Genomic DNA, 23,044 nt, shown 5'->3' with positions numbered 1-23,044 from the left:
AGAAGACATCGGGACCGCCTACGCCGAGATGGCATTACGCATCGTCGGCGCCAGGTGAGGTAGCGGGCTACGTCGTCGCCACCGCCACGAACGCCGCGTCCACAAGCTCGATGGCGAAGCGCTCACACGTGGCCGGGAGGTCCCTCCGATCAGCCCGCTCGCTTGACGTATCGTCGGCGACGGTGCGAATCTAGTCAAAAGACTTGATCATTTGGTTAAGTCACATGAGCAGTTCGAGTTCCCGGCGCAACCACCCGCCGACCGGCGGCCGTGCACGCGGCCGGTAGCGACCCCTCGAATTCTCCGCCCGTACCTTCCGCACCCCAGCGACGGAGCGCCCTATGACAGACGACAAGGCCGTGGCCACCGGCCATCACATCCTCGTCGAGGCCGAGGAGTTCGACGATTTCGGCGGTTGGACGCTGGACTCCCAGTTCGAGATGGAGATGGGGTCGCCGTACCTGCTCGCCCACGGCCTGGGCGTCCCCGTCGCTGACGCAACCACTGTGATCGACATCGAGGCAGCCGGCAGATACCGCGTGTGGGTGCGTGCCAAGGACTGGGTGCCCTCCCACCACCCCGGCCGGTTCGCCGTCTCGTTCAACGGCGAGCGGCTGCCGGTCGAGTTCGGCGCGAACGGGCATGACTGGAACTGGGAGGACGCGGGCCGGGTCGACCTGCCTTCCGGCCGAACCAGGATCACTCTCACCGACCTCACCGGATTCGACGGCCGATGCGATGCCATCTATCTGACCACCAGCGACGCGGAACCACCCAACGGCATCGATCCCAGCGCTCGTGCCTGGCGCAGACAGTTGCGTGGCCTGCCACAGAAACCAGTCGACGGTGGAACATTCGACGTGGTGGTCGCGGGCGGCGGTGTCACCGGCTGTGCGGCCGCGCTCGCGGCAGGCCGGCTGGGCCTGACCGTGGCCCTCATCCAGAACCGCCCGGTTCTGGGCGGAAACGCAAGCAATGAGATCGGTTTGACCCCCCGCGGAGAAACTGGCCCCCTCGTCAAAGCACTCTCGGAACGGTCCGACGACGGCGATCTCGCCGCACTCGATCTTCTCCGAGCAGAACCTACGGTTTCGGTGTTCCTCGAGCACCAGATCTACGACCTGGTCCGTGACGGTGACCGAATCGTCGCGATCGACGCCCGGGAAGCCCGCTCCGGATCGGAAACCCGGTTCCATGGCGCGGTTTTCATCGACTGCACCGGTACCGCGATCCTCGGCCTGCTGGCCGGCGCCGAAACCATGTTCGGCTACGAGAGCCGGGCCGAGTTCAACGAGCCACTCGCTCCCGAGAACCGGGTCGAGTCCCATCACGGCAACACACTGTTCTTCCGAACTCGCGAAGCGGACCACCCGACGGACTTCCCGGACGTCCCTTGGGCCGTCGAGGTGGCCAAGGACTACGCCAACCTCGGTGGGCAGCTCGAACGCCCCGGCGTCGACAACGCACCGGGACCTCTCGCAGGCCCCGCCCGCACCCCGGACCCGAGTATCCGACGCCGAATGTTGTCCCCGTTGACCCACTTCTGGGAGTACGGCCAGGACCTCGACCCCTACACCGACGCCGAACGCATCCGCGACCACCTCTTGCGGGCGATCTACGGAACGTTCTCGAACGTCAAGACCCTCGAACCGGATACTTACGCGAACCTGGCACTCGACTGGGTAGCACACGTTCCTGGTCAAGGAGAGTTCCGCAGGTACCGAGGCGCTTATGTGCTGACCGAGAACGATATTCGTGAGCACACCGGGTTCGACGATACCGTCGCCTGGAACTCCGGCGCCTTCTGCCTCCACTACCCCGGCCACGAGACCTACGACTTCCGGCTCCGGGACTGGAAGTGGGACACCCGCGACGACACCCCGTTCGAAGTACCCTTCCGGTGCCTGTACACGCCCGACCTCGACAACCTGATGATGGCCGGAAAGCACATCAGCGTGACACATATCGCCGGCTCGGTCACCAAGTTCATGGGCAATGGCGCACAACATGCCATCGCGACCGCTGCCGCCGCGAAGGTCTGCCTCGACCGCGACGCCACACCGGCGCAAGTTCTCGAGAATCATCTCGAGGAGCTTCGGCAGACCGTCGTCCAACTCGGCGGGTCCGTCGGGCATCCTGTCTGAGCCGTGGCGACGCAGCCGACGTGCTTCAGAGGGCCTTACGCATCGTCGGCGGAGGTTGACGATGAGGGCAACGGCGCGATCAGCGGTATCGCGCGTAACGCTGCCTGATCAACTCCGCGAGAGTCGGTTCGGAACGCGCGTGCACGAGCACTCCGACATCACCGGCCAGTGGTGTGAGCCGCTGGTCGTCAGGGCCAACCAACCTCGGATCAGTTCGGGGATGTCGGTACGCTCCCCGCCGCGGCGGGCGTCGGCCGCCTCTGTGCGCTCTATCGGCTCGACTTCGCTCGGCGCCGGAGGTTATCGGGGTTTGGCGAATGCCAGGAGCTTTGCGGTGGCGCGCTGGCGGACGTCCCCGTGCTGGTTGAGGGTGTCGTAGGCGGTGGTGATGAATCCACGGCTGGGGTTGGATGTGGAGGTGCGGACGTCGGTGACTTCCAGTTCGACGTGGAGCTGGTCACCGGGCCGGGTGGGGGTGGGCCAGGTGAGGTCGATGGAGGCGCCGATGATACCGGTGGCCAAAGGAAGTCCGGTGGTGACCAGGAGCCGCATGGTGATCGAGGCAGTCTGCCAGCCGCTGGCGGCCAGTCCTTCGAAAAAGGTGATCTGCGCGCGCTTTTCGTCGAGATGGAACGGCTGGGGGTCCCATTGGTTGGCGAAGTCGATGATCGCCTCGGCGGTGAGGTCGTAGGTCTCGGTGCGAAATCGGTCGCCGATGGCGATGTCATCGAGCCACAGAGCGTTGTCGGGCATGGTTACCTTTCCGGTGTCACAGCACGTTGTTGGCCGAATCGGCTCGTGTTCGGGCAGCCTGGACTTTCGGCTGGCCGCCGGGAGGGGCTCGGCGGTTAGGCCGAGGCCAGAGCTGGGCGGTATAGTAAGTTTCGAAATGAAACCTACTCTAACGATTGCCCGACAGGCAAGCTCGCAAGCATGCGCCGGCCGGTGACGGGTGGCGCGAGAAGGCGGTGTGGGACGGATGCGGCAGACGAGCCTTGCCCGAATGGATTGTTCGATCGCCCGGACAGCGGAGATCATCGGTGATCGATGGACGCTGATGATCGTGCGGTCGATGTTCGCCTTCAAGGGGCTGCACCGATTCGAGGAGTTGCGGACCGAACTCGGCGTCGCGAGAAATATCCTCAGCGATCGGCTCGCAGTGCTGATGGAACACGGAATCGTCGAGCAGCGCCGTTACAGCGACAAGCCGCCCCGATACGAATACCACCTGACCAGTGCGGGCAAGGACCTGCTCCCTGTCATTCTCGCCCTATTACGCTGGGGCGACACGCATCTCATGGGCGAGGACGGCCCGCCGGTGATTCTTCAGCACAGCGAATGCGGACACGACATGGTCCCCTACCTCGCCTGCAGTCATTGTCACGAGCCCGTCGCCCCGCGCACTGTGCTCGGACGCGACGCCCCCTCGCGCCCTCGGCCCGCCGATCGATGACGGCCCTCGACGCGTCGGTCGCGAACAGCGGCCTCGCACCCGGCTTCACTTCGTGAGCGCGCCCAGCAGCTCCGCCGTACGCGCCTGCTCGTCCTCGGTGCCGACGGGCATCGCCACCAGTTCGGTCGCACCCGCCTCGAAGAGATGGCGGATCCGGCTTTCGACCGCATTCTCGTCACCGAGGATCGCGGTATGTTCCGGGCCGCCGGCCCCCTCGTGGTCCAGCGCGGCGCGATAGCTGGCGATCTCGCCCGCCGCGCCGTAGCGATGGGCGAGCGTGGTTCGGAGCTCGTCTGCGTTGTGGGTCACGCCGACGAACAGGCACACCACCACCCTGGGCGCTGCCCGTCCTGGGGCTGCCGCGGCCCGGGTGAGTCTCGGGACGATGTGATGATCCAAGGCCGACGGTCCGATCCACGTGGTCACCGTGCCATCGGCCAATTCGCCTGCGAGGCGGAGCATGGCCGGGCCCAGCGCGCCGATGAGCACCGAGGGCGGTTGTGGCGACACGACATCGATCCGTCCCGCGGCTCGCAGGCGCTCACCGGCGAAGTGCACGCTCTCGCCGCGCAGCAATGGCATCAACACTTGGAGGTACTCGCGCAGATGCTGCGCGGGACGCTCGAACGAATAGCCGAATTGCCCCTCGATGATGTGCGGATGGCTGACGCCGATGCCGAGTGTCAGCCGGGAAGCCATGGCGGATTGCACGGTCAGCGCCTGGCCGGCCAACATCAGCGGGTGTCGCGGATAGGTCGGAACGACCGCCGTTCCCACGTCGACCGTCGAGACCGCACGGCCGATCACCGCGGCCACGGTCAGAGCATCCCAGCCATTGTTCTGGCCCAACCAGACCCCGCGCAGCCCCGTCGCTGCCGCACTGTGAGCGCGCTGCACCAGGTCGTTCACGGTCGTGCCCTGCTCATGGATCAAGGTGCCGATGTGCATGGCGGTTCCTTCAGTTCGCCGGTGGGTACAGTTGCGCCCGGCCATGGTCGGCTGCCTCGGCGAACAGCCGGACCGCGCTCTCGTTGATCTCCTGAATGGCCGCTGGGCTCGCCTGCGGGACTTCGAAGGTTCGATGCACCGTGGCCGCCAGCAACCGCGCCTTGCGCTCGAGCGAAATGCCGGACGCGCCACGGTCATACGAGTCTTCACTCAGGTAGCCGTGCAAGATCGCGTGATAACCGTAGGAGATCTCGGCGACCGGTAGGTCCTCGCGCAACAGCCCGTGACCGGCCAGCAGATGCAGGTAATCGTCGAAGGCGCGGTGATGGCGCTCGCCCTGGTTCCGGTGGAGCTCGGTGGCAAGTTTGCCGAGCACATCGGGATCGCCGAGGTACAGCGCCCGCAACAATGGCCTGCGCATCACCCCGAGGAAGTGGACCTCGGTCAGCCGATGGAGCGCGGTCGTCATCGCGTCCTCGCGCAACACCGTCACGAGGTGGTCGATCGAGCTCACGACCTCGCGTTGCAGCACCGCGAGCAGCAGCTCGTCCCTGGATGTGTAGTGCAGATACACGGTGCCCTTACCGACCCCCGCCCGGCGGGCGATGTCGTCGACGGTCACATGCCGGTAGCCGAGCCGGAGCAACAACTCAGCGGCACCGTTCAAGAGTTCTTCGGACCGGCGCCGGCGGTCCTCCGGGGTGCGGCCACGAGCTTCGGGTGACATGAGGTGACTCTATGACCAAAATCGAAATCTGGTCAACTCTCCGGTGCGGCGCCCCTGCCGTGCGCTCGTCGTTGATCTGGCGCCGATTCCCGGCGACCATCTCGTCCAGGGTTCAGGCGACCACTGCGAGCAGTGTTGTCGCGCCATTCGCCAATTCCGGGTCGCCATGCAATTCGGACCGTTGACGGGCCTGCTCGACGCTGATGCCGCGACTGGCCAGCCGCCAGAACGAGTCCTGGTCCATCCGCACCACCGCGGCGGGGTCCTCGGCGTGCTCGGCCGTCAGGTGCCAGCTCGAACCGTCGGACACCACCGACCAGCGACCGCCCGCCGGACCTGTGATCTCGAACCGCACCGCGGTCCCCTCGGGCCGAACCCGCTCACGAAGCGCCCACGGCACCGCGTGCAGGAAAGTCACCAGCACCGGGCGCACAAGGGCGACATCGTCGGCGCCACGACGAGACACCGCGTCACGGATCTGCTGCTGATGGACCCAGAACTCGGTGTACTCACGGGCGATGTCGAGCCATGCCGGACTGGTACCAGCACCCGCCCACGAAACGTTTAACTGCGCGGGACCGGCGAGATCCGCTGTTCCTGCCCAGACCCGGTCCAGTTCGGGGCCGAGGTAGGCGAGGAGATCGGTGAGCAGCCTGGGGCTGCATTGGCGCATCGCGCGTACGAACTCCCCGTTCACGCGCGCCAAGTAGGCCGGCAACGTTTCATCGTCGGCGAAGGCGGCACCGCCGTGCTGGTCTCGGCTGCCAGAGATCCGCCGCATGTAGTCGTTGAGGATGTGGGCGGTCACATCGGCCACATTCCACCCCGCGCACACCGTCGGTTTCTCCCAGTCTGCCGAGCTCAACGACTGGAGCAGCTCGAGCAGCGCGTGCCTTTCCTGCCGGAACAACGGCCGAACATCGAGTGGGATCATGGAGGCGCAGTCAACCATTCGCGATATCACCGTGCCACCGATTTTCGACCGGGCCGCCAACGCCTCCCCCGGCTGAGATTCCACTGAATTCGAGATATCCGCACGCCCAGGGATCACTTCGCCGACTGGTCGGCCGTGGCCTCCCCGACGAGCCCACGCGCAGATCCTCCGACTGCGGCTTCACCGGTGAACAGCGGGCGCCTCGGAAGTAGCTGGGCCGCTCGGGTCGAGCCGCGCTGTGCTCTGCGTGCCACACACGACGTCGCTCGCCGGATCGATTTCACCACTGTGCTGGTGATCGGCTTTGCTGAGCGTGCCACCGAGGTCGTCTCGGCCGGACGATCAAGGCTGTGCTCGTCTACCGTTTCCCGGGTGAGTGTGCGTTGGGTGAGAGGCTGCGGCAGTTGTTGGTGTACGACAGCGATCTGATCGCGCTTGCCGACCGCGCCGCGGCGCTGGACGCGGTGTTCAACGACCATGAGAACCCGCAGTCGGTGACCTATGTGGTCGACCGCGAGATCAGGCACCGAATGTCGATGGTCGATCTCGGGCCGGGCGTGCACGTGTTGCGCAATACCGGTACCGGGCTGTGTGTCGTCCGCAGCGCACGCCACATCGCGCAGGGCGCGCCCGAACAGTTCGCGATGTTCATGCCGGTACGCGCCGCGGGGCTGCTCACCACCGCCGAGGGTGCCGGGCTCACCGAACCGGGACAGGTGACGTTGATCGACACCTCACGCCCCTACATGTATCGGCAGTCGGCTGTATCGGACAACACGGTCGTGATATTCGACCCGGGTCTGCTGGACGTGCCGGTCGACGTCATCCGCGAGGCCGCACCGTTCCTGCCGGCCAGTCCCGTCTACCCACTGGTCCGCGCTCACTTCGCGGAGCTCTGCCACACCACCACCGAACTGCCGGCCGAGGCCGCGCAGGCGGTAGGGCAGGCCACCGTCCAACTCGTACGGGCACTGGTGACCACGGCGCGAGATGAGCGCAGCGGCCGGGCGGAGATGGACGACAGCCTGATCGTGCGGGTCGGGCTCTACATCGACGCCCACCTGCACGATCCAGCGCTGACACCGCGCGGCATCGCCGAAGCCCACGACGTGTCGTTGCGCAGACTGTATTCCCGCTGGGCGGAGGCAGGCCGTCGGATCGGCGTAGCGGAATGGATCATTCAGCGCAGGTTACGTAGAGCGGCAGCGTTTCTCACCGAATCCCGGGTCGAACCGGTGGTCGCCGAGGTGGCCCGGCGCACCGGCTTCACCAACGTGAGCCATTTCAACCGGCGGTTCCGAGCCGAGTACGGCATGGCGCCGCTGCAATGGCGCAACCAGCAGCGGGCCGGACGATGACCGCGTCCGTGCGGATGAAATCGCCCGCGCCGGTGGTCGCGCAACGGCGCCGCATCGGCATCCTGGTCTTCGACGGTGTGAAGATGCTCGACTACACCGGGCCTGCCGAAGTGTTCGTCGAGGCCAATCAGTCGCTGCCCGGCTACGACGTGGTCACCGTCTCGCCCGATGGCGGCCCAGTGGTGACGTCCCTCGGCACTCGGGTGTGCGCGATGGGCAGCGCACTGGAAGCGGGACAGTTCGACACCGTGCTGATCCCGGGCAGCGAACTGCCGCCGGCCCGCTTCGTCACCCCCGAGGTGCTCGCTGCCACCACGCAGATGGCTCGCCACACGCGGCGACTGGCTTCGGTCTGCAGCGGCGCGTTCGTCCTGGCCGAGCTCGGTGTGCTGAACGGGCGACGCGCCACGACGCATTGGAAGTTCACCCGCGATCTCGCGACGCGGTTCCCGGACATCCGGGTGGATCCTGACGCGATCTACGTGCGAGACGGATCGGTGTACTCCTCGGCCGGTGTCGCCGCCGGGATCGACCTCGCGCTCGCACTGGTAGAAGACGACCACGGTGCGGCGGTCGCACGCAGGGTCGCCCAATCCCTGCTGGTGTACATGCAGCGCGGTGGCGGACAGTCCCAGTTCTCGGCGGCACTGAGCGGTCCCGCGCCGCGTAGTCCCTTGGTGCGCGCGTTGGCCGATCTGATCTACGCCGATCCGGCCCAGCCCTATACGGTGCAAGTTCTCGCGGCGCACGCACGGATCAGTCCTCGGCATCTCACCCGCTTGTTCCGTGAAGAACTCGACAGTTCGCCCGCAGAATACGTGGCCTTCGTCCGATTCACCTTCGCCCGGGACAAACTCGACGCCGGCTACACCGTGACCGAGGCGGCGGCACTGGCCGGCTACGGCAGCAGTGAGGTGATGCGCCGGGCATTCGTGGCCCGGCTGGGGGTTTCGCCGAAGAAGTATCAGCAGCGTTTCCGCACCACCACCACGACCGAACGCGCACCCGAACATGTCTGATTTGTAGGGGTTTTTGGCTCGCCGAGCGGGGCGCGGAGCAGGCGCGGTGACGAAGACTGAAGGCCCACCGTTTCCCACCTCGTCAGGATTGGTCATCATGCCAGGCAACCCCCACAACCTGCCCCTAGAGCCCGCCGCGCAAGAATTCGTCGACGCCACCTCCGAACCTCCCTACCTCTACCAACTGCCGCCGGAGGAGGGGCGCAAGGCGGTGGATGCGGTCCAGGACTCCCCGATCGACAAGCCCGCCATCGACGAGGAATGGATCACCGTCGCCGGCGGTCCTACCGGCTCGGTGCCGGTGCGCATCGTCAAGCCGGTCGATGCCTCGGGCCCATTGCCGGTGATCGTCTACACCCACGGCGCCGGTTGGGTTTTCGGTAACGCTCACACCCACGACCGGCTCGTCCGCGATCTGGCCGTCGGCGCCGGCGCCGCCGTGGTCTTTCCCGAGTACGACCGCTCACCCGAGGTGGGCTATCCCATCGCCAACGAGCAGTCCTACCGTGTCGCGCAGTGGGTCGCCACCGAAGGCGCGGCGAAGGGCCTGGATACCTCGCGGATCGCGATTGCCGGTGACTCGGTGGGCGGCAATATGGCCATCGCCCTGACCTTGATGGCGAAAGAGCGCGGCGACGTATCCTTCCGGGCGCAGGTGCTGTTCTACCCGGTCACCGATGCCAACTTCGACACCGGCTCCTATCAGCAGTTCGCCGAAGGCTATTTCCTCACCCGCGAAGGTATGCGGTGGTTCTGGGACCAGTACACCACCAGCGATACCGAGCGAGCCCAGATCACGGCCTCGCCACTGCGCGCGAGCCTCGATCAGCTCGCAGGCCTGCCTCCCGCACTGGTGATCACCGCCGAAGCCGACGTGCTGCGCGACGAAGGTGAAGCGTTCGCGGGCAAACTCCGCGCGGCGGGCGTGCCCGTCACCGCCGTCCGCTACGGCGGGATCGTCCACGACTTCGTCATGGTCAACTCCCTGCACCACACCCACGCCGCCCGCGCCGCCGTCGCCCAAGCCGTCGCCGCCCTGCGCGCCGCCCTGCACAGCTGAGGGGAGCAAAAACTCATGCGGACAACGACATTCACCGGTGTGCTCGCCGCGCTGTGCGGTCTCTGTGCCAGTGCGCTGACGGCCCTGCCGACGCAGGCAGCACCGCCGCGCCCGACGATCGTGCTGGTCCACGGCGCGTTCGCCGACGACACCAGTTGGGACGGCGTCGCCGCCGAGCTGCGTGCCGACGGCCACCACGTCGTCACACCGGCCAACCCGCTGCGCAGCCCGGCGGCCGACGCGGCGGCCATCGAACGGCATCTCGCCGACATCGACGGCCCGATCGTTCTCGTCGGCCACTCGTACGGCGGAGCTGTCATTTCCAACGTCTCCGATCCCGACGTCACCGCCCTGGTGTATATCGCGGCGTTCGCGCCGCAGCAGAACGAGCCGGCCCAGCTGGCGCTGGATCCGATCCGCTACCCCGGAAGCCGTCTGCTGCCGCCCGCCTTGGCGGTGACCAGCACAGGCGCCGGTGTCGACGCCTACGTCGATCCCCGTTACTTCCGGGAGGTCTTCGCCCAGGACGTCGACGAGCAGACCGTCGCGGACATGATCGCCCACCAGCGTTCACTCGCACTCGCCGCCAATCTCGAACCCTCGGGCCGGCCCGCCTGGGCGACCGTACCCAGCTGGTATCTCGTCGCCGGACAAGACCGCGTCATCCCCCCGGCGTCCCAGCACGCCATGGCGGCCCGCATGGGCGCGCGCACCAGCGAGATCTCCGCATCGCATGCCTGCCTCGTCTCCCAACCCGCCGCCGTCGCCGACCTCATCGACCAGGCGGCCGATCAGTGACAGGAAAACCGTTGTCCCCCAGCATCGACCAGCACACCCTCGACCAGATCGACCGAGCCAACGACAGCGGTCGGACCCCCGTCGTCTTCATCCATGGCCTCTGGCTGCTGGCCGGCAGCTGGCAGCGTTGGGCCGCTCTGTTCGCCGAGGCGGGCTACGCGCCCGTCGCGCCGGGCTGGCCCGACGACCCCGAGACAGTCGAAGCGGCCCACGAGCGTCCCGACGTGTTCGCGGGCAAAACCGTCGGCCGAGTCGCCGGCCATTACGCCGACGTCATCGGCCGGCTCGACCGCAAACCAGCCGTCGTCGGCCACTCCTTCGGTGGTCTGCTCACCCAGATCCTCGCCGGCCGTGGACTGTCGGTCGCCTCGGTGGCCATCGATGCCGCTCCCTTCCGCGGAGTGCTCCCACTGCCCATCAGCTCACTCCGCGCGGCCGCCCCGGTACTCGGCAATCCCGCGAACCGCCGCCGCGCCGTCGCGCTGACCTTCGAGCAGTTCCGGTTCAGCTTCGCCAACGCCGTCGACGAGGTCGAGGCGAAACAGCTGTTCGAGACCTTTGCCGTACCCGCACCCGGTGCTCCCCTGTTCCAAGCGGCGGCCGCCAACCTCAATCCCTGGTCGGAGACCAAGGTCGACACCCGAAACCCACAACGCGGTCCCTTGCTGATCATCTCGGGTGAAAGGGACAACACCGTCCCCCGGGCGATCTCGATGGCGTCCTACCGCAAACAGCAGGCCAATCCCGATATCACCGAGTTCGTCGAGATGCCGGGCCGCGGCCATTCGATCACCATCGACAGCGGTTGGCGCGAGGTCGCCGAAACGAGCCTGGAGTTCATTCGCCGCTTCGCCTGACCGGTCGACGGGTTAGCGCCGCCAGCTCAGGCCTCGGGCGCGGGATGGATGGTGTCGCCATCCCGCTTCTGTTCTCGTGGGGCTGCGGTTATCGGCCGAAGATTTCCTTATCGGATACCGGCGCCCGCCTCGTATGCGTCGTAGGCCCACTTGTTCAATGGATCGATCTCCTCCTCGCTGATGCCGTGCTTTTCGGCTCGGCTCAGCAACTCCATGGCCAGTTCCGAGCGCTTCACCAGCACTTGGAACTCGTATTCGCAGGTTTTGATGAAGGCGTAGGCGCCGAGCAGCGCCAGCGGGCCGCGTACGTCGGGATCCAGTGCGGGATTGTCGAGCTGAAGGTAGATAGCCCAGGCGATTTCGTTCCATCGGCCGGGTTCGCTCGACGGCTGATGGTCGGGGCCGAAGTGTTCGACCAGCGGCTTGGGCAGTCGTCCGGATTCGATCAAGGCGAGAGCGCTCGGCGGCATGGCCGGCGGGTCGAACATTTCTTCCTCCTACGCAATCGACTGAGTCTCAGCGGAATCGGGCAATTCGCCGCCTGGCTCGGGACACCGGCAGGCTATCAGCAGCCTGCGACAACTCCCGGATGAACAATCCGCGATCAGCGGGCTCCGCCGCCGGAAATTCGCGATGAAATCGAGAGGAAGGGGATCTCATGTTGTGATCGTCGCCACGATTCGGGAGCGGGCGGAGGGTGTATCCGATAGGCGCGGCGATCGTCGCAGGATCGACCTGTCCGGATCATGAAGGAGCCCAATCCTTATGCCCGCCGAGCGACGCTCCAGCCACTCCCCCACCACCGACGAGCAGTTGCCGGCCGCGTTGCGGCGATTCATCCGCGCCCGGGGAGCGGGCTACCTCGACGATCCCAATATCACCTCGATCGGCGTCGGCTACAAGATCACCGGCGGCGACACGACCGACATCCTGTCGCTGCAGTTCACCGTCGGGCAGAAGGTCGCGCCCGAGCACTTGGAGTCCCTCGGCACCACCGAGATTCCGGAATCGATCGATGTGGGCGGGTTCGCGGTCCCGACCGACGTCCTCGAGCGCCGCTACGAGCCGTCGTTCCGCGTCGTCGCCGAGGCCCGCCCACCGGAGACGAAGATTCGGCGTGACCCGGTCGTGCCGGGCATCAGCATCGCCAACATCAACGAAACCGCGGGCACCCTCGGCTGCATCGTCTACGACGCCACCGAGGGCACCCCGTTGGTGCTGAGCAACTGGCATGTCCTGCACGGCCCGGACGGTGCGATCGGTGACGTCGTCGTCCAACCCGGCCCGCACGACGACAACCGGACCGAGCGCAACCGTCTCGGGGTGCTGACCCGCTCCCATCTCGGGGTGGCCGGCGATTGCGCAGTCGCAACGATCGAGGACCGCCGGTTCGACCCCGCCATCCTCGGAATCGGTGTCACGCCCGCCGAACTCGGCGACCCCGAGCTCGGCGACACTGTGATCAAGAGTGGCCGCACCACCTCGGTCACCCACGGTGTGGTGCGGCGCGTCGACGTGATCGTGAAGATGGGCTACGGCGCGGCCGGCGAACACCGTATCGGATGCTTCGAAATCGGGCCCGACCCCGCGCGCCCGGCGCCCGATGACGAGATCAGCCGCGGTGGTGATTCCGGCGCGGTGTGGATGTTCACCGCCGCGGACGGCACGCCGAGCATCGTGCTGGCCGGACTGCATTTCGGCGGCGACGCCGACTCCAGCCCCGACGAGCACGCCCTCGCCTGTCTGCCGCAATCGGTGTTCGAGAAGCTCGACATCACCCTCTCGCCCCGCCCCGCGGTCCAGACCACCGGCGGTCCCGCCGGCTACGACGTCGAATTCCTCGGTGTCGCTGTGGATGTACCCGCCCTCGACCCCGGCCTCGTCGATGACACGTTCAGCCTCGACGGATCGATCACCATCGACTACACCCACTTCTCCCTCGCGCTCAGCACATCGCGGCGCTTCGCCCGCTGGGTCGCCTGGAACATCGACGGCGCCGACATCCAGAAGCTCGGCCGCAAGGGCATCGAGTTCGTCCTCGACCCGCGGATTCCGGCCGAGTTCCAGGTCGGCGACGAGCTCTACCGCGACAACAGGATCGACCGGGGACATCTCGCACGGCGCGCCGACCTGCTGTGGGGCCCGCGACCCGAGGCCGAACAGGCCAACAAGGACTCCTTCTCCTACACCAACATCGCCCCGCAGATGGACGACTTCAACCAGAGCAGCCGCGACGGCGTCTGGGGGCGGATCGAGGACGCGGTCTTCGCCGACGCCGACGTCGACAACCTGCGTGTGAGCATGATCGCCGGACCGGTCTTCCACGACGAGGACCGCATCTACCGAGGCGTCCGGATCCCTCGCGAATACTTCAAGATCGTCGTCTATCTCGATCATGGAGAGCTGAAGAGCCGAGCATTTCTGCTCACCCAGAACCTCGACCAACTCGAAGGCCTCGAACTCGACGAGTTCCGCACCTTTCAGGTCGCGCTCCCGGAAATCGAGAAACGCACGGGGCTCCGGTTCTCCGACGCCCTGCACAACGCCGGCACCACGGCCGATACCGAGTCGGCCGGCCACCGCACCCCACTCGATACCGAGCACGACATCCGCTGGTAATCGGGCAGCGGGGCACACCGCCGCCACTTCATCCGCGCGGCCGCCCTACGCGGACGATTCGCGGTGTCCTCACCTGGACACGCCATCTTCTCCGGATCGGGCCTGCCGCCAGCTGATTCGGGCAGGAAGTGCACGTCGTAACGGTCTTGTTCGGGTAGCAGGCTGTCGACACTTTCCACGCCGTGCTGGATCCGGGCGAGGTGGCGGAAGTACTCGAAACGTTGGATGCCCGGACTGCTGACCACGAGAAGCTCGGCCATCGAGTCGGGGGCAGCGCCGAAGGCGTGCGGCATCGCGGGCGGTACGACGACCAGGCTGCCCGCCAGCAGGGTCTCGGACCTGGCGTCGAGATAGAACTCCGCGACACCGCCGACCACATAGAACAGTTCCGCCGAGCGCGAATGATAGTGCGGCTGAGCCCCGTCCGCGCCGACGTCGAGTGTGAGGAGGTTGGCGCCGAGTGCGCCGCCGGTGTCTGCGGCGTCGGCGAGCAATCCGAAAGCCCCGTGCGGAAGCGGCACGGATTCGCCGCTCCCGCTTGGCACGATCAGCGCTTCGGTCATGGTCGATGGCATCGGGTTCTCCTTGGTCGGTCTCCGCTTGCAGTACACCCCGGGAAGAAATGCCGAACCAGACCCGGTTGACGCAGACAGTGATCACGAAGCCAGATCGATCGGAGACATGGTGGAGCTGCGCCAGCTCGAGTATTTCGTGGCGGTCGCCGACGAAGGCGGGTTCGGCCGGGCGGCACAGCAGCTGAGCATCGTCCAGTCCGCCGTGAGCCAGCAGATCAGCAGGCTGGAACGAGAGTTCGGGGTGCCCCTGTTCGACCGATCGAGAAGACACGTACAGCTCACCGGCGCCGGGATGCGGCTGCTGGCCGAGGCCAGGATCGTGCTGGCGGCCGCCCAGCGGATGCGCGACGTTGCGGCCGACGTCGCCGCCGGCAGCGATGGCGTGTTGCGTTTGGGCACCGTGCACGCCCCGGGTAACCGGATCTATCAGGCGCTGAACGAGCTGGCCGCGACAGCGCCACGCCTTCGAGTGGTGCCCATCCGGCTGCCGCCGGCCGAGCGGCTCGCCGCGGTGCGATCCGGTGAGCTGGACGCAGCGCTCGTTCGCGCGGTGCGCGACCCATCGGAGGTCGACGTGTTCGAGGTGTGGAGCGATCCGCTGTATATCGCGCTACCGGCGGATCACCCGCTCGCCGAGCACTCCACGCTGCGGCTCGAGCAGCTCGGGCTGCTGCCGTTGCGGCTGTGCCGACGCGAGGCCAACCCGCTCTTCCATGACCTCATCACCGATGCGTGCCGCCGTGCCGGCATCGAACCGCCGGTCGGCCCGCCGTTCACCACGCTCCAGCAGACCCTCACCGGTGTCGCCACGGGCGCGCCGTCGTGGACGGTGCTCTACGAGGTCGGGCCGTTACCGAGGGTGCATCGGGTGGCGATCCGCCCGCTGGTGGGTTTGACGGTGAACACCTCGCTCGCCGTGGCACCGGGGACGCCGGCGTCGACCCTGCGCCACCTACTCGCAGCGCTCCATCGGGTCTCCGACGTCTCGGCGGATCCTGCCCCTGCCGGCGCTACCGTTCTCGGCGCGAACACCGGCCGGCAATGAAGGTCGCGATGGCAGGTCGGAATCCTGACGGTGCGGGCATTCTTCAGGGAATTCCCTGACCCACCGCACGCGGGGTCCCCACTCGGTTTCGGTCCCCCGGCATCGGGTACCGCGGAAGCGGAGACGCCAAGGAGGTGCGCACATGAGTGTGACCGGCAACGACGACACCTATGACCCCAACGCCGACCCGGAAATGATCCAGCCACAACGGCTTCGACCGCAGCCCGACCAAGCCGAGGGCGCGGATGATCCCGCCGAGACCGGAGCCGGCGATGTCGCCGGTGAGGAACACCGCCGCGACGCCGACGACGACCACCCGTGACCCGGCAACAGGCGTGACACCGGCATGCGAGTGGTGATCACCGGAGCGAGCGGCAACATCGGCACCGCGTTGTTGCGGGCGCTCGGCTCCGGTGATCACGATGTCGTCGCCATCGCGCGGCGCCAACCGCCGCCGGTCGAGCCCTACTCGCGGGCCCGGTGGTTGTGCTGTGACATCGGCGGGCCCGGTGCGCAGGCAGTCGTCGCCGAGGCCTGCCGTGGCGCGGATGCGGTCATCCATCTGGCGTGGGCGATCAGCCCGCGCACCGCCGAGGCACCGATGTGGCGCACCAACCGGGTCGGTACTCGCAATGTTTTGACCGCGGTGGCCTCGACCGGGGTGCGTCAGCTGATCTGCGCCTCCTCCGTCGCCGCCTACCGGCCGGCGCCGCGCTGGCAGCGCGTGGACGAGGACTGGCCGCTGACCGGTGTTCCCGGCAGCGCCTACAGCGCCGACAAGGCCGCGATGGAAGCGCAGGTGGACGGATTCGCCGAACAACATCAGGCGATCCGAGTGGCGCGAATTCGGCCGAGTGGCGTGCTGCACGGTGAGGCGGCGGCCGAATTGGCCGACTGGGCGCTGGCCAGGTGGCTACCGCGCGCACCGCTGCGACGGCGATGGCTGCCGGTGCCGGTGTGGCCGTCGTTCCGTCTGCAGGCCGTGCACTCCGAAGACGTCGCCGCCGCGTTGGTGCTGATACTCCGGCAACGCAGCACCGGTGCCTTCAATCTCGCCGCGGAGCCGGTACTGCCGGCACCCGAACTCGTACACGCGTTCGGCGGAATCCGGCTCACGGTCCCGCGCCCTGCCCTCATGGCGGGAGCGTGGGCCGGCTGGCGGCTCGGCATCCAGCCGCTGCACCCCGGCTGGCTTCGCCTGGCCGACCGAGCCTGCCTCGTCGACTCGACCCGCGCGCGCCGCGAACTCGGATGGGAACCGGTCCACAGCGCGGTTGAGACACTCACCGAACTGGCGGCAGGCATCGCCGACCGCCGGGCAGGCAACAGCGCACCCCTGGCACCTGCCCCGCCACCGATACGGCTCGGACACCCGACCCATCAGAGTCAGGCGCCGAACCCGTCGGCGCCGACGCCGTGAACCGCCTGCGGGGCGCGAATGGGATGGGCGAGCCGCACACAGAGACCCTTAGGGGTCGGGCATCCGCAACAAAGTTCCAAGCGGCAGTCGTGGACCTCGATCCCTGGTCCGAGTCTGACCGCCGACGGTTCTCCCCCTCGGCAGCTCAGTTCGGCGGCGCGGGGTTGATGGTGTCGCCGTCCCAGCTCAGATCCGAATCCTCGGTGATCTCGAAAGCCTCGAAACGATCGTCGGCCACGACCGCCTCGATCAGCGTCCGTGAGCCGGCGACGATCGTGGAGTCGAAGTCGATCTCGCTGGCCACGACCCAGGTGTGGTCGGCGGGCCACAGCAGCTGAGGCATCACACCGGGGAAGTCGGCCGTCCAGCCGAGGCCCGCGGCGTGCACCCAGCCGGGGTCGGCGAGTTCGGCGAGAGCGGTGTCGAACAGCAGGAAATCGCGTCCCGGCCAGCGCAGGAACGGCCCTGCCGCCACCGCGTGTCTGACCTGGGGCGAAATGGAGGCGGCCAGCTCGGCATCGATGCGAGCTCGCGCGCGGTCGAGCTCTTTCGGATCGCCATCGGTGGACGCGAAAAGCACCGCGCCGGAGGAAGTGTTCAGCTCACCGAATCCATTCCACACGCCCGCCGTCACCTCATCCGGCGCCTCGGTCGCCGCGCGAAGATGGATGGTGAGCGCGGCCAGCAGGCGTGGGTCGAACCAGCCCTCGACGGTCTGGCCGACTTCCCAGCCATCGTCGAACGACCTCGCCGCATCGCTCTCACCGTCGGTGAGGTTGCGCCACTGCACCAGCGGATGCATCACTCTGCCGTTGCGCACGGCGACCTCGGCCCACGGCCACAGCGTCTGCTCCACGATCGCTGGGCAGCCCCACTCGTCGGTGACCGTGGCGTCGCGGCGGACCGCCTCGACCGGGTGCAGGATCCGCGCATACGCCTCGAACCCGGTACCGGCGACATTGCCGACCCCGTGTTCGCCTGCGCGTGCCAGCAGCCACCCACCGCGCTCGACATCGGTCGTGAATTCCACTCGGCCAGCCTAATGAGTCACACCTGACGGGCAATCCGGTGACCGGTCGGTCACGCGAACGCGGTGAAAACTGTGGGAAGACGGAGCCTGAGCGCGAGCCCGGTCCGCCGCTTCCAACCGGATGGAGTGGGTCCGCCGAGGCCGGGAGATCACCTGCCGAGCGCCTTGTCCATCACCATCGATGCGACTGCGTAGCCGCTGCGTCGATAGAGCGCGATCGCCGTGTCGTTGTCGCCGACGACATTGAGCGCCAGCCTGGTGCGCCCCTCCTGGGCGACCAGGTCTTCCACGGCGGCGAGGATCGCGGATCCGTAACCGCGACGGCGGTAGCGCTCGTCGACGTTGATGTCGTACAGCCATGCCGACTCCGCCGTCCCGGTAGTGCCTTCGGGATCGGGTCCGACCCAGGCGTTTCCGACCACGTCGCCGGTTTCGTTCTCGGCGACGAGGAGATGATGGCCTTCGGTGTCGCGTCCGTCGGGAAGGAAATGCGCGGTACCCTGCGCCACTCGTTTTCTCGCTTCGTCCTCGTCCATGAACCTGGCGAGCGCGCGAATGCCCTCGGCTTCGCGGTGTTCGGTGGCGTGCCGGTACTCCATCTCGGTCATCTTGCGCAGGATCACTGCGGGTTTACCCATGCGATTTTCCTTTCGCGACATCGGCTCTCTTCAGCAGCCGGTAGACGATGAACATCGGCACTCCGGCCACCCCGGCGAGCTCACCGGGCCAGCGCCGCAGCGCTTCGGCGCTCGGTTGCGGTTCGCCGACCCGGTCGACGACGAACCCGGCATCCGCGAAGGCGGCCAGAGCCGCCGACAGCGGGCGGCGCCAGAAGTGCTGGGTGACTTCGACTCCGTTCTTGACCCAGGTGTCGCTGACGAGTTCGGTCGCGAAGTAGCCGCCACGCTGGTCGGGTAGCGGCGGGCCGAAGGGGTGATCCAGCGAAAGCACCACCCAGCCGCCCGGCCGTAGCGCGTCCGCGAACGACCGCAGCGGGACCGTCCAGTCGCGCAGGTAGTGCAGGGCGAGCGAACAGGTGATCCCGTCGAAGGATTCGGGGGCGAACGGAAGCGGATCGGCCAGGTCCGCCACCATGAATCGGCCGCGCCCGGCGCAGCGGCGTTCGGCTTCTTCGACCATTCTCGGACTGAGGTCGATTCCGGTGACGTCGGCTCCGGCATCGAGGAACCATTCGCATTGCGCGCCCGATCCGCAGCCGGCCTCGAGTATCGCCGTTGCCTCGAGTTGATCCGGGATCAGTTCCCGCAGTGCGGGTCTCTCCAGTCCTCCGTTGAAGGGGCCGTCGTCGGTGGCCGCCGACCACACCGGCGCCAATCGGTCATAGGCTTCCCTGGTGCGGCGAGCGTGTTCTGCTGGTCGGGACGACAGCTCCGAAGACATCGGCGATCCTTACCGGTCGAGTTCGAACGAAATTCGGCTGATATCAGCGTGCCAGGGTGATGATCTCGGTGCCGCGGCACAGCACGGCTGTCGCGGTCAGACCGAACAGGGTGCGGAACGTGTCGCTGAAATGGCTTGCCGAGGCGAATCCGGCGTCGGCGGCCGCGGCGGTCAGGTCCCTGCCCTCGGCCACAGCGGCCCCGACGCACAACAGCCGGGCCCACAATCGGTAGCGGCGATAGCTGGTCCCGGACTGGTCGGTGAACAGGTGCAGGAACCGGGACTCCGACAATCCGACCGTGGCGGCCGCGGCCGAGGCGGCCGGCGCTGCCCCGGGGTCGGCGAGCAGCGCGTCCATCGTCCGTCGGATGCGGTGGTCGATGGGTGGACGAGCGCGGCCGCCGAGCACGATCCGGCGTATCTCGCTGGGATCGGGTCGGTCCGTGGCGGTCAGATGGGCGAGCAGTGCCGCGGTGGCTTCGTGGTCGGCAGGAGCCGGCATCGAGCGGTCCCGCATCGCATTGCGCACGGTCTGGATACGACCGCTGTCGGCATCCAGGTAGAAGAACAACATGCGGCCCTGGCCCTGGATCCGATGCGGTGTCCGTGCCGGTATCAACACGCTGCGCAGCCGTCGAACCGCGCCCTGGCGGATGGTGAAGGTGAACTCGGCATCGATCCCGAACGCCAGCGTATGGACGGCGGCTGAATGCGTGTCGAGGTGGAAAGACGGCCCGAAGTAAGCGGCCTCGCCCGGCCACAGCCACACCACGCGCCGCTGCGCCGTCGGGGTCGCGGTGATCGGTGGCGCGTGATCGGTGGCGCGGCGGCGATCGTGGCGACGGTATCGGCGCCGCTCATGCCACCGCTGAGCTGTCAGCCGTCGCTATCACCTGGCAGTCCCACCACATGCGGCCCGAGCATTGTCTGCGCATCGTTGTCCTCCGTGTCGACGTCACCGACGATCCTCACCCGGCAACTCAGCGATTCGCTTCCGAAAACCTGCTGCCCTCTCACATCGCCGACGCACCGGCAGTTCTGCTACATGCTGTAGTAGAAATGAGCGATGGCGAGTTCTCCTTCCGTGCGCTCGATGGTGTTGTGGGTGCTGCTGTCCGTGGCGACGACCGGGTGCTTCGTGGTGGGCGCCTGGCACTGGAACCGGCTCGGAAGTGTCAGCGGCGTCGACCACAACGCCGGATACGCGCTGCTATGGCCTGCGTTCGGGATGTTCCTGCTGGTGGCCGCGTTGGCTCACCGGCATCGGAGTCGATCCGTCGCCGGCGACGCCGAATCCGCGGCGAACCGCCTGAAAGTTGCCGCGACACGGGAACTTCCGCCCGGCTTGCTACCCGGCAACGGCAGAGTGATCGCCGAACCCGATGCGGCGACCGAGGCCTACAACACCTACCTCGCCGCCTTGAACGACCGCGAGCTGCAACGGCGACTGCGCGATGCCGGCCTCGACTGCCGGTGATCGCGCCCGCTGTGCGTGCTGTCAGCGCATCGCGAGCGCGCTGAACTGGGTGGGACTGTCGGCGCCCGGGGTGGCGCCGAAGTTGTCGTCGGCGACCAGGATCAGCGTGCGTTCGCCGGAGCGCAGTTTCGGCCCCCAGGTCATGCCCTCCACGATGCCGAGGCGAGTGAGACCGAGCGTGCCGAGATCGGCTACCAGCTTCTTACGGGCCGGCTGCACGCCGGATCCGGCGGTGAGCGCATCGATGTTGGCGATATCGGTCGCGCCGCGCAAATCGACTTCGAACAGACGGATCGTCACCCCTGCCGCACTGACTCCACGCTCCAGCACGAGATACCGTTCGGGATCCTCGCTGCCAGCGGTCAGGATCGCCGACACACTGTTGATTCCCGGTCCGGGGCCTGCCATCGGCTCCACCGGGTAGGCGACTTGCTGACGGACTCGCCCTTGCCGGTCCTGCACGGTGAGCCGCACCAGGGCTCCGTGCTCGGGTGTGGCCTCCGGACCGTCCTGTGCCAGCGGTCCTTCGAGAATGCTCGCGATGCGGCTGCCGCCCGCACTGAAGGTGAAGCCCTCGATACCTTGGTTGGCGCGCGGCCCCTTGCCGTTGTCGTCGATGTGGTAATTCGGCGGTAGTTCGACTTCGCCGAGGGCGGCACCGTCCGGTGCCGCCCGCCGGATCGAGGGATCGGTGAGCAGTCGCGGTGGATTCCGGTCGCCCTCCTGGCTCCACCACACATCCGCCCCGTGCGGGTCGATCCGGATGTCTTCCGGGTCGACCGGAGCCAGCCGGTCACAGACCGCACGCGATTCGGTACACGGTCGCGCGGCCCATTCCGCCGCCGACGGATAGGTGCTGCCGTCGGCCCGCCGCAGGCTGTGCTGTCCGGTGAGCCGGATCGGGCCCAGCCCCGCCTCGCTCACCTCGATCTCAGCGGTGTAGAACCGGGCCGGATTGATCGCGGACCGATCATCCGACAGCAGCACGAACGAGCCGGTCTTCGGATCCCGATCGATGCCGGAGAGCCCACCGACGGTCGTACCCGCATGCTCGAGCCCGGTGGGAAGCAGCTGCTCCCCGATCAGCCGCACCCCGTCGTCGGCCGATGCCTCTGCCGGGTAGACCAGGGTGAGTAGTGCCGCTACAGCCGTCGCGGTGAAGGATCTGGCAATCATGTGTGGCATCGAAACCCGGTTCCGGCCGCGCGCCGAAGCTTCATCCCACCTGCCGGGAGGACGAGGGGCGCGCGGCAGGGCGGTCGCTCCGCGCCGTCATACGCCGCGGTCACGGTCGAAGAACGCCGTGAGTTCAGCAAGCAGGAACTCGGGCTGCTCTTCGGGTATGTAGTGCCCGCTGCCCGGCACCGCGACGACCCGCACGTCGGTGCCCTTGTCCGCCATCTGTTCCCGCAGCACGGGGTAGCTGTCTTCGCCGGCCAGAGTCAGGACCGGCATGGTGACCGGCGCGTATCCGGCGAGGTCGGCGACGTCGCGGCGCATCGTCTGATACCAGCGATTACCGGCGCGGATGGCCTCCGGCGAATCGTAGGCCGCGGCATAGATCCGGCGCGTGTCCTCGTCCACCGAATCCTGGTCGACGAGCATGTGGCCGTAGAGCCAATCGATCAGCAGTCGGAATCGGCCGGCGAGCAGGCGTTCGGGTAGGTCCGGTAACTGGTTGAGCCCGAACCACCACGGGTATCCGCCGCGCCCCTCGGCGAGGGCGGCGACTTGCTCGTCGCTGGACGGCAGCATCGGAATGGCCAGCCACGACTCGTCCGGAACACCCAGATCCAGGGTGACCAAGCGCCGCACGGCATCCGGGAAGTTCGCCGCGAGATGATAGGCGACCGCGGCTCCGATGTCGTGGCCGACAATGAACGCTCCCTCGTGGCCGAGGTGAGCGATCAACGCGCGGATATCGGCGGCCATGGTCTTCTTGTCGTACCCGGTATCCGGTTTGTCCGAGCCGCCCATTCCGCGCAGATCGACGGCGCTCACCTGGTATCGCCGCGCCAGCTCGGGCATGACTTTGCGGAACTGCCACCAGGTTTGCGGCCATCCACCGAGCAATATCACCGGGTCGCCGGCGCCGCCGGTGACGTGGTGCAGGCGGATGCCATTGACCTCCGCGTGCGCGCTGGTGAAATCGCCATCCAGCGACGCGGCCAGTTCGGCA

General features: G+C 67.4%; 23 protein-coding genes and 1 pseudogene. 12 read left to right on the top strand and 12 right to left on the bottom strand.

All coding sequences use genetic code 11. The features are described 5' to 3' along the window. Window positions 1–341 precede the first annotated feature (341 nt). The gene (locus RJ05_RS14425) at window positions 342–2,144 is read left to right on the top strand and encodes an FAD-dependent oxidoreductase (protein WP_051016575.1); all 1,803 of its coding nucleotides are present in this window, start codon (window positions 342–344) and stop codon (window positions 2,142–2,144) included. A 300-nt stretch (window positions 2,145–2,444) separates the two neighbouring features. On the opposite strand, the gene RJ05_RS14420 is transcribed toward RJ05_RS14425, so the two are convergent. Next, a complete protein-coding gene (locus RJ05_RS14420) occupies window positions 2,445–2,897 on the bottom strand; it encodes a MaoC family dehydratase (RefSeq protein ID WP_036537708.1) in 453 nt (150 codons plus the stop codon). 226 nt (window positions 2,898–3,123) lie between these two features. On the opposite strand from RJ05_RS14420, the gene RJ05_RS14415 reads away from it, so the two are divergent. Beyond that, window positions 3,124–3,597 carry a winged helix-turn-helix transcriptional regulator gene (locus RJ05_RS14415; RefSeq protein WP_036537706.1) on the top strand — a complete coding sequence of 158 codons (474 nt, stop codon included), beginning with the start codon at window positions 3,124–3,126 and terminating at the stop codon, window positions 3,595–3,597. Window positions 3,598–3,642: 45 nt separating this feature from the next. Here the strand turns inward: RJ05_RS14415 and RJ05_RS14410 are convergent, their stop codons facing one another. The 3 genes from RJ05_RS14410 to RJ05_RS14400 all read right to left on the bottom strand — a co-directional run bounded on the left by RJ05_RS14410 (window position 3,643) and on the right by RJ05_RS14400 (window position 6,206). Next, entirely contained in the window at window positions 3,643–4,545 is a 903-nt protein-coding gene (locus RJ05_RS14410; protein WP_036537705.1) for a TIGR03564 family F420-dependent LLM class oxidoreductase, read from the bottom strand. Window positions 4,546–4,555: 10 nt separating this feature from the next. Further along, window positions 4,556–5,272, bottom strand: coding sequence for a TetR/AcrR family transcriptional regulator (locus tag RJ05_RS14405; protein WP_036537703.1), 717 nt, complete (start codon window positions 5,270–5,272; stop codon window positions 4,556–4,558). A gap of 112 nt (window positions 5,273–5,384) precedes the next feature. After that, window positions 5,385–6,206 carry a maleylpyruvate isomerase family mycothiol-dependent enzyme gene (locus tag RJ05_RS14400; RefSeq protein WP_051016578.1) on the bottom strand — a complete coding sequence of 274 codons (822 nt, stop codon included), beginning with the start codon at window positions 6,204–6,206 and terminating at the stop codon, window positions 5,385–5,387. Between the two features lie 383 nt (window positions 6,207–6,589). Between RJ05_RS14400 and RJ05_RS14395 the strand changes: the two genes are divergently transcribed. The 5 genes from RJ05_RS14395 to RJ05_RS14375 all read left to right on the top strand — a co-directional run bounded on the left by RJ05_RS14395 (window position 6,590) and on the right by RJ05_RS14375 (window position 11,298). Continuing rightward, the gene (locus RJ05_RS14395; protein ID WP_228828803.1) at window positions 6,590–7,564 is read left to right on the top strand and encodes a helix-turn-helix domain-containing protein; all 975 of its coding nucleotides are present in this window, start codon (window positions 6,590–6,592) and stop codon (window positions 7,562–7,564) included. Continuing rightward, window positions 7,561–8,583 (top strand): GlxA family transcriptional regulator, encoded by a 1,023-nt coding sequence (locus tag RJ05_RS14390; protein WP_081597327.1) that lies wholly within the window; start codon window positions 7,561–7,563, stop codon window positions 8,581–8,583. The genes RJ05_RS14395 and RJ05_RS14390 overlap by 4 nt, the downstream gene beginning before the upstream one ends. Window positions 8,584–8,680: 97 nt before the next feature. Further along, complete coding sequence (locus RJ05_RS14385; RefSeq protein WP_036537714.1) at window positions 8,681–9,643, top strand: alpha/beta hydrolase; 963 nt, start codon at window positions 8,681–8,683, stop codon at window positions 9,641–9,643. Between the two features lie 15 nt (window positions 9,644–9,658). Next, a complete protein-coding gene (locus tag RJ05_RS14380; protein ID WP_036537700.1) occupies window positions 9,659–10,441 on the top strand; it encodes an alpha/beta fold hydrolase in 783 nt (260 codons plus the stop codon). 11 nt (window positions 10,442–10,452) lie between these two features. Next, the gene (locus RJ05_RS14375) at window positions 10,453–11,298 is read left to right on the top strand and encodes an alpha/beta hydrolase (RefSeq protein ID WP_036537699.1); all 846 of its coding nucleotides are present in this window, start codon (window positions 10,453–10,455) and stop codon (window positions 11,296–11,298) included. Window positions 11,299–11,405: 107 nt separating this feature from the next. Here RJ05_RS14375 and RJ05_RS14370 read toward each other — a convergent pair whose 3' ends face one another. After that, window positions 11,406–11,786 carry a hypothetical protein gene (locus RJ05_RS14370; RefSeq protein ID WP_036537697.1) on the bottom strand — a complete coding sequence of 127 codons (381 nt, stop codon included), beginning with the start codon at window positions 11,784–11,786 and terminating at the stop codon, window positions 11,406–11,408. 277 nt (window positions 11,787–12,063) lie between these two features. Here RJ05_RS14370 and RJ05_RS14365 point away from each other — a divergent pair, with 277 nt between their 5' ends. Then, window positions 12,064–13,917 carry a DNA/RNA non-specific endonuclease gene (locus tag RJ05_RS14365; RefSeq protein ID WP_036537696.1) on the top strand — a complete coding sequence of 618 codons (1,854 nt, stop codon included), beginning with the start codon at window positions 12,064–12,066 and terminating at the stop codon, window positions 13,915–13,917. A gap of 194 nt (window positions 13,918–14,111) precedes the next feature. Here the strand turns inward: RJ05_RS14365 and RJ05_RS32325 are convergent. After that, window positions 14,112–14,480 (bottom strand): annotated as a pseudogene (locus tag RJ05_RS32325) (cupin domain-containing protein); the annotation flags it as partial. Between the two features lie 118 nt (window positions 14,481–14,598). On the opposite strand from RJ05_RS32325, the gene RJ05_RS14360 reads away from it, so the two are divergent. The 3 genes from RJ05_RS14360 to RJ05_RS14350 all read left to right on the top strand — a co-directional run bounded on the left by RJ05_RS14360 (window position 14,599) and on the right by RJ05_RS14350 (window position 16,957). Beyond that, a complete protein-coding gene (locus tag RJ05_RS14360) occupies window positions 14,599–15,537 on the top strand; it encodes a LysR family transcriptional regulator (protein WP_199780084.1) in 939 nt (312 codons plus the stop codon). 142 nt (window positions 15,538–15,679) lie between these two features. After that, on the top strand, window positions 15,680–15,859 hold the full coding sequence (locus RJ05_RS14355) for a hypothetical protein (protein WP_036537694.1): 180 nt from the start codon (window positions 15,680–15,682) through the stop codon (window positions 15,857–15,859). Between the two features lie 24 nt (window positions 15,860–15,883). Then, on the top strand, window positions 15,884–16,957 hold the full coding sequence (locus RJ05_RS14350) for an NAD-dependent epimerase/dehydratase family protein (RefSeq protein ID WP_036537692.1): 1,074 nt from the start codon (window positions 15,884–15,886) through the stop codon (window positions 16,955–16,957). 145 nt (window positions 16,958–17,102) lie between these two features. Here the strand turns inward: RJ05_RS14350 and RJ05_RS29385 are convergent, their stop codons facing one another. The 4 genes from RJ05_RS29385 to RJ05_RS14330 all read right to left on the bottom strand — a co-directional run bounded on the left by RJ05_RS29385 (window position 17,103) and on the right by RJ05_RS14330 (window position 20,160). Next, entirely contained in the window at window positions 17,103–17,987 is an 885-nt protein-coding gene (locus tag RJ05_RS29385) for a hypothetical protein (RefSeq protein ID WP_051016574.1), read from the bottom strand. 149 nt (window positions 17,988–18,136) lie between these two features. Next, on the bottom strand, window positions 18,137–18,625 hold the full coding sequence (locus RJ05_RS14340; protein ID WP_036537690.1) for a GNAT family N-acetyltransferase: 489 nt from the start codon (window positions 18,623–18,625) through the stop codon (window positions 18,137–18,139). Beyond that, window positions 18,618–19,313: a class I SAM-dependent methyltransferase gene (locus RJ05_RS14335; RefSeq protein WP_051016573.1), complete on the bottom strand. Its 696-nt coding sequence runs from the start codon at window positions 19,311–19,313 to the stop codon at window positions 18,618–18,620. Before RJ05_RS14335 ends, RJ05_RS14340 begins: the two co-directional genes overlap by 8 nt. Before the next feature lie 118 nt (window positions 19,314–19,431). Continuing rightward, entirely contained in the window at window positions 19,432–20,160 is a 729-nt protein-coding gene (locus RJ05_RS14330) for a helix-turn-helix domain-containing protein (protein WP_051016572.1), read from the bottom strand. A 294-nt stretch (window positions 20,161–20,454) separates the two neighbouring features. Here RJ05_RS14330 and RJ05_RS14325 point away from each other — a divergent pair, with 294 nt between their 5' ends. Further along, complete coding sequence (locus tag RJ05_RS14325; protein WP_138445697.1) at window positions 20,455–20,865, top strand: hypothetical protein; 411 nt, start codon at window positions 20,455–20,457, stop codon at window positions 20,863–20,865. A 21-nt stretch (window positions 20,866–20,886) separates the two neighbouring features. Here the strand turns inward: RJ05_RS14325 and RJ05_RS14320 are convergent, their stop codons facing one another. Together RJ05_RS14320 and RJ05_RS14315 are read right to left on the bottom strand one after the other, a co-directional pair. Further along, window positions 20,887–22,041 (bottom strand): esterase-like activity of phytase family protein, encoded by a 1,155-nt coding sequence (locus RJ05_RS14320; RefSeq protein ID WP_036537686.1) that lies wholly within the window; start codon window positions 22,039–22,041, stop codon window positions 20,887–20,889. Window positions 22,042–22,137: 96 nt separating this feature from the next. Beyond that, window positions 22,138–23,044, bottom strand: a 907-nt coding sequence (locus RJ05_RS14315) for an alpha/beta fold hydrolase (RefSeq protein WP_036537684.1), incomplete at its 5' end; no start/stop codon positions are given.

It is taken from the genome of Nocardia cyriacigeorgica NBRC 100375 (assembly GCF_000308555.1).
GTDB classification, from domain to species: domain Bacteria; phylum Actinomycetota; class Actinomycetes; order Mycobacteriales; family Mycobacteriaceae; genus Nocardia; species Nocardia cyriacigeorgica.
Note: the sequence above shows the minus strand (reverse complement) of the source record. Positions and strands in the feature narration are given on the sequence as shown.

What these genes read in the sequence shown, in the direction of transcription:
- RJ05_RS14410 (WP_036537705.1), bottom strand. Translation starts at nt 4,545, where the DNA reads ATGCACATCGGCACCTTGATCCATGAGCAGGGCACGACCGTGAACGAC.
- RJ05_RS14420 (WP_036537708.1), bottom strand. Translation starts at nt 2,897, where the DNA reads ATGCCCGACAACGCTCTGTGGCTCGATGACATCGCCATCGGCGACCGA.
- RJ05_RS14385 (WP_036537714.1), top strand. Translation starts at nt 8,681, where the DNA reads ATGCCAGGCAACCCCCACAACCTGCCCCTAGAGCCCGCCGCGCAAGAA.
- RJ05_RS14365 (WP_036537696.1), top strand. Translation starts at nt 12,064, where the DNA reads ATGCCCGCCGAGCGACGCTCCAGCCACTCCCCCACCACCGACGAGCAG.
- RJ05_RS14415 (WP_036537706.1), top strand. Translation starts at nt 3,124, where the DNA reads ATGCGGCAGACGAGCCTTGCCCGAATGGATTGTTCGATCGCCCGGACA.
- RJ05_RS14405 (WP_036537703.1), bottom strand. Translation starts at nt 5,272, where the DNA reads ATGTCACCCGAAGCTCGTGGCCGCACCCCGGAGGACCGCCGGCGCCGG.
- RJ05_RS14340 (WP_036537690.1), bottom strand. Translation starts at nt 18,625, where the DNA reads ATGGGTAAACCCGCAGTGATCCTGCGCAAGATGACCGAGATGGAGTAC.
- RJ05_RS14360 (WP_199780084.1), top strand. Translation starts at nt 14,599, where the DNA reads ATGGTGGAGCTGCGCCAGCTCGAGTATTTCGTGGCGGTCGCCGACGAA.
- RJ05_RS14400 (WP_051016578.1), bottom strand. Translation starts at nt 6,206, where the DNA reads ATGATCCCACTCGATGTTCGGCCGTTGTTCCGGCAGGAAAGGCACGCG.
- RJ05_RS14355 (WP_036537694.1), top strand. Translation starts at nt 15,680, where the DNA reads ATGAGTGTGACCGGCAACGACGACACCTATGACCCCAACGCCGACCCG.
- RJ05_RS14320 (WP_036537686.1), bottom strand. Translation starts at nt 22,041, where the DNA reads ATGATTGCCAGATCCTTCACCGCGACGGCTGTAGCGGCACTACTCACC.
- RJ05_RS14325 (WP_138445697.1), top strand. Translation starts at nt 20,455, where the DNA reads ATGGCGAGTTCTCCTTCCGTGCGCTCGATGGTGTTGTGGGTGCTGCTG.
- RJ05_RS14350 (WP_036537692.1), top strand. Translation starts at nt 15,884, where the DNA reads ATGCGAGTGGTGATCACCGGAGCGAGCGGCAACATCGGCACCGCGTTG.
- RJ05_RS14425 (WP_051016575.1), top strand. Translation starts at nt 342, where the DNA reads ATGACAGACGACAAGGCCGTGGCCACCGGCCATCACATCCTCGTCGAG.
- RJ05_RS14390 (WP_081597327.1), top strand. Translation starts at nt 7,561, where the DNA reads ATGACCGCGTCCGTGCGGATGAAATCGCCCGCGCCGGTGGTCGCGCAA.
- RJ05_RS14370 (WP_036537697.1), bottom strand. Translation starts at nt 11,786, where the DNA reads ATGTTCGACCCGCCGGCCATGCCGCCGAGCGCTCTCGCCTTGATCGAA.
- RJ05_RS14380 (WP_036537700.1), top strand. Translation starts at nt 9,659, where the DNA reads ATGCGGACAACGACATTCACCGGTGTGCTCGCCGCGCTGTGCGGTCTC.